Raw genomic sequence first — 4,183 nt, 5'->3', positions numbered from 1 at the left:
TCGGCTCGATGACCTGGCCGATTTTGTCACGGCCATGGCTTTAAAGATAGCTGATGCCGAAAGGGCGTCTTTTATGCTGGTAGACGAAAAGAACAATGAGTTGGTTATCAGGGGCGCCCAAGGATTGATCCCGGAAAAGGCCAATGCCCGGGTCAAGATCGGCGAATTTGTTTCCGGCTGGGTGGCCCAGCAGGGAGAGGCGTTATTGATCGACGATATCGACGCCGATTACCGTTTTAAAAGTTTATCCAGGGACGCTGCCAGGTATAAAACCCGGTCTTTTGTTTCTTTGCCTTTAAAGAGGGAGAATAAAGTTATCGGGGTAATGAATGTCACCGATAAACTGGCCACCACCAAGATATTCACCCCGGATGACCTGAAATATCTTTCTCTTATCGCGCATCAGGCGGTTACCCAGATCGAGAATATAAGACTTTGCGAGAAGCTGGCATCGCTTGCGGTTACCGATGCGCTGACCAATGTGTTCAATCACCGCCATTTCCAGGAGCAGGTCAACGTCGAGATCCTGCGGGCGCAGCGGTATAACCATAATCTCAGCTTGATGATAGTGGACGTGGATCATTTTAAGAAGTATAACGATAATTACGGCCACCTCGAAGGAGACCGGATATTAAAGCAGGTGGCGAATGTAATAAAACAGAATATCCGCCAGGTGGATATAATCTGCCGCTACGGCGGCGATGAATTTGTGGCGATCCTGCCTTTTACTAACGCCAAAGGCGCGGGCGTGGTCGCGGAGAAGATCCGCAGGATGACCGAGGAACTGGATTTCCTTAACCAGGAGACCGGTTCGCTTATGCGGATCACTGTGAGCGTGGGGATAGCTATGTACCAGATGAAAATGAGCAAGGATGAATTTGTGGCCCTGGCTGACCGGGCCCTGTATAAGGCCAAGAAAGAAGGCCGGAATAAAGTTTGCATAAGCGAATAATTACTGAAAGGGAACTATGATCAGAAACGACGGAAGAGGTTTGGATAAACTAAGAAAAGTCACGATCACCCGGCCGTATCTTAAATACGCCGAAGGGTCGTGCCTTATTGAGCTGGGCAATACCAAGGTGATCTGTTCGGCTACCGTGGAGGATTCAGTCCCGCCGTTCCTTAAAGGCTCAGGCACCGGATGGGTAACTGCCGAATACGGCATGCTTCCGCGTTCCTGCCAGAGCCGTATCCCCCGGGGCAGGGATTCCGGAAGGACTTATGAGATACAACGCCTGGTTGGGCGCTGCCTGCGCGCGGTGACGGATATGCGCAGCCTTGGCGAAAGGACTGTTTGGATAGATTGCGATGTTATTCAGGGCGACGGCGGCACGCGCACCGCTTCGATCACCGGGAGTTTTATCGCCCTGGTGGACGGGCTGAACAAGATCAAGAAAGACAAGCGGATCCCGGTTATCCCGATAAAGGATTTTGTGGCGGCTACCAGCGTGGGGATGTTCAAAGGGGAACTGCTTTTGGACCTGGCGTATGATGAAGATTCCAAAGCCGATGTGGATATGAACGTGGTAATGACCTCTAAGGGGGAGTTTATCGAGATACAAAGCACTGCCGAACGCCGCACCTTTGACCGGAAACAGATGGACGGAATGCTCGATCTTGCTGCCGGCGGTATAATTGAGCTTATCGCTATGCAGAAAGATATCCTTAAGGGCATTTTATGAAACAAGAGTTAATGGTAGCGACCAAAAACCGCAAGAAGCTGGAAGAAATAAAGGAAATCCTCGGGAAGCTGGATCTCAGGATAATCTCTTTGGCTGATTGTGAGAAGCCTCCGGTGATAGTGGAGAACGGGAAGACCTTTAGGGAAAATGCCGTGAAAAAAGCGGTTAAGATCGCCCGATTCACCGGGAAGCTGACTATGGGCGAGGATTCCGGGCTTTGCGTTAACGCTATCGGAGGGGAGCCGGGAGTTCATTCCGCGCGTTTTGCCGGCAGGTCGAAAAGCGATGAAAATAACAACGCCAAACTTTTGCGATTGCTGGACGGGCTTAAGTTGAGGGAAAGAAAGGCGTATTACGCCTGCGCGGTAGCCTTGGCGGACAAGAACGGGTTGATCAGGGTAGTAGAAGGAAGATGCAACGGTGTGATAGATTATTCACCCAAAGGCGATTTTGGTTTTGGATACGACCCTATCTTCCGGATACCTGAATACAAGAAGACCTTCGCTCAGCTCGGTCCGGTAATAAAACATAAAATGAGCCACCGTTTTAAGGCCCTGGAAAAAGTCCGGGCAGTCCTCAAGAAATATATTGAGAAGCAAAACCAGAGTTGATATAATTAAACCTTTGTAACATCCGGATTTATAACGGGGCGTGGCTCAGTTTGGCTAGAGCGCTTGCTTTGGGAGCAAGAGGTCGTAGGTTCAAGTCCTACCGCCCCGATAAAAAATATTGTGCGCCTGCCCACTACGTGGACTGGCGGTGATAAGTAAATTAACGCGCCTGTAGCTCACTTGGATAGAGCAGCTGCCTTCTAAGCAGCTGGTAGCAGGTTCGATTCCTGCCAGGCGCGCTAAATTGTGGTAAAGTAATCGAACCTAAAGGGGTGCGGGGGAAAAGTGATGTCCCCCGCGTTCTTGGGGGTAACAGCGAACCGCATAAACGGTGAGCGCCATAGGGGCAAAGCCCCTTTGGGGAGCGATTTGCTGTAAACAGATAGCGACGGTTAGACTCCTGCCAGGCGCGTAGTTTTGCCTGAGTTTACAGGGTGAGCAAAACAATCCCGCGGAGTGCGGAAAAATCAGGATTTGTGATTTTTTCGCGCTAACGTAGCGGGACAAAATCCAGAAAGAAACGATATGAAGCTTATTACATGGATATTACTCGCAGCAGTCCTGCTATTTGTCAGTCTGGTATATGGGGTCCATATATACCTCAATATCCAGGGGCGTTCCTTACTGGTTGATAAACTGCAGGAGTTCCTTAAGCGGGAGATAACTGTCCGTAGTGTTAAAACCCGGCTGCCGTTTGATCTGGTAGTAAAGGACCTGGAGATTAAAGGCGTCGCTAAATTTGATAAGATTATCGCTTCGGGCGGGGTTTTTGATATGTTAAGCGGCAATATTAAGTTATCCCAGTTGGTGATCAGGCACGCGGTTATCGATATAGCAAAACCTTTGAAAGAAATTCCCAAGGTTGAGAATCCCGATAACGCTGCTGAGGTTATTGAGCCTGTTGCTGATGCTGCTCCGGCTGCCCCTGCGCCTGTCCCGGTTGAAACCACGCAGGAAACAGTTAAAATACCTCCGATCATTTTGAAACGGGTGATAATAACGGACAGCAGTATAAACTTTATTGACCCGAATATAGGTGAGCAGGGCATAAAAGTCGCGATAAAGGATATAAACGCCCGCATAGATAATATCAATCTTCCGGTCAACGGATCCCAGGTTACTTCTTTTGAATTTAAAGGCAATATCCCCTGGGAGAATATCGCTGAAACAGGAAAGGTCATCCTGGCGGGCTGGATCGACCTGTATAAGAAGAATGTCGATGCCAGCTTGAAGGTCGAAGATATAGACGGCGTTTATCTGTATCCCTATTATTCCAGCTGGGTGGACCTGGATAAATCGCATATTGACAAGGCGAAACTTAATTTTACCAGCGATATCCAGGGTTTGAATAATGATGTTATCGCAGATTGCCATCTGGAACTGACCAGGATAGATTTCAAGCCGCGCAAGGAGGAAGAAGCGCAGCACAGGGCGGAAAAGATCACCAAGGTCGTCCTGGATATATTTAAATCATTGAACCAGGGTAAGGTTATCCTGGATTTTAAATTCAAGACCAAGATGGACAGCCCGGAATTGGGCTTGGCGCCGATAATAAAACTTGCGCTTCAGGATAAGATCAAACAGGCGCGCAAAGGCAGCCAGCTCAAGCCGGAATCGGTCATTACCGTGCCTGGGAATATAGTCAAAGGTACAATGACCACAGCGGGGGAATTGACCAGGTCTCTTATCGATACTGTATTCGGTGTCGGCAACGGCCTGAAAAAAGCATTTGAAAATTCCTTTAAAAAAGAGGATAATGTTCCAGTAACAAATCAGACGGATTAATGGTGGCTATAGCTCAATTGGTTAGAGCACTAGACTGTGGCTCTGGGGGTTGCCGGTTCGATCCCGGTTAGCCACCCCATTTTTCTTTCGGCCATTTTTGGGCGA

At 49.0% G+C, this 4,183-nt stretch carries 4 protein-coding genes and 3 tRNA genes; all 7 read left to right on the top strand.

Translation table 11 applies throughout. The annotated features are described in order from the left end of the window. A partial coding sequence (locus tag M0R35_07715; protein MCK9595541.1) for a sensor domain-containing diguanylate cyclase occupies positions 1–952 on the top strand: 952 nt, incomplete at its 5' end. A gap of 19 nt (positions 953–971) precedes the next feature. Then, positions 972–1,682 carry a ribonuclease PH gene (gene rph, locus M0R35_07710; protein ID MCK9595540.1) on the top strand — a complete coding sequence of 237 codons (711 nt, stop codon included), beginning with the start codon at positions 972–974 and terminating at the stop codon, positions 1,680–1,682. An 11-nt stretch (positions 1,683–1,693) separates the two neighbouring features. After that, positions 1,694–2,293, top strand: a complete 600-nt coding sequence (rdgB, locus tag M0R35_07705; protein MCK9595539.1) for an RdgB/HAM1 family non-canonical purine NTP pyrophosphatase — start codon at positions 1,694–1,696, stop codon at positions 2,291–2,293. Positions 2,294–2,327: 34 nt separating this feature from the next. Further along, positions 2,328–2,402, top strand: a tRNA-Pro gene (locus M0R35_07700). A gap of 56 nt (positions 2,403–2,458) precedes the next feature. After that, positions 2,459–2,532 (top strand) — tRNA-Arg (locus tag M0R35_07695). Between the two features lie 286 nt (positions 2,533–2,818). Beyond that, positions 2,819–4,078: a DUF748 domain-containing protein gene (locus M0R35_07690; GenBank protein ID MCK9595538.1), complete on the top strand. Its 1,260-nt coding sequence runs from the start codon at positions 2,819–2,821 to the stop codon at positions 4,076–4,078. A gap of 2 nt (positions 4,079–4,080) precedes the next feature. After that, positions 4,081–4,157, top strand: a tRNA-His gene (locus M0R35_07685). Positions 4,158–4,183: the final 26 nt, after the last annotated feature.

It is taken from the genome of Candidatus Omnitrophota bacterium (assembly GCA_023227985.1).
GTDB lineage: Bacteria > Omnitrophota > Gorgyraeia > Gygaellales > Profunditerraquicolaceae > JALOCB01.
Note: the sequence above shows the minus strand (reverse complement) of the source record. Positions and strands in the feature narration are given on the sequence as shown.

What these genes read in the sequence shown, in the direction of transcription:
- M0R35_07690 (MCK9595538.1), top strand. Translation starts at nt 2,819, where the DNA reads ATGAAGCTTATTACATGGATATTACTCGCAGCAGTCCTGCTATTTGTC.
- rdgB (MCK9595539.1), top strand. Translation starts at nt 1,694, where the DNA reads ATGGTAGCGACCAAAAACCGCAAGAAGCTGGAAGAAATAAAGGAAATC.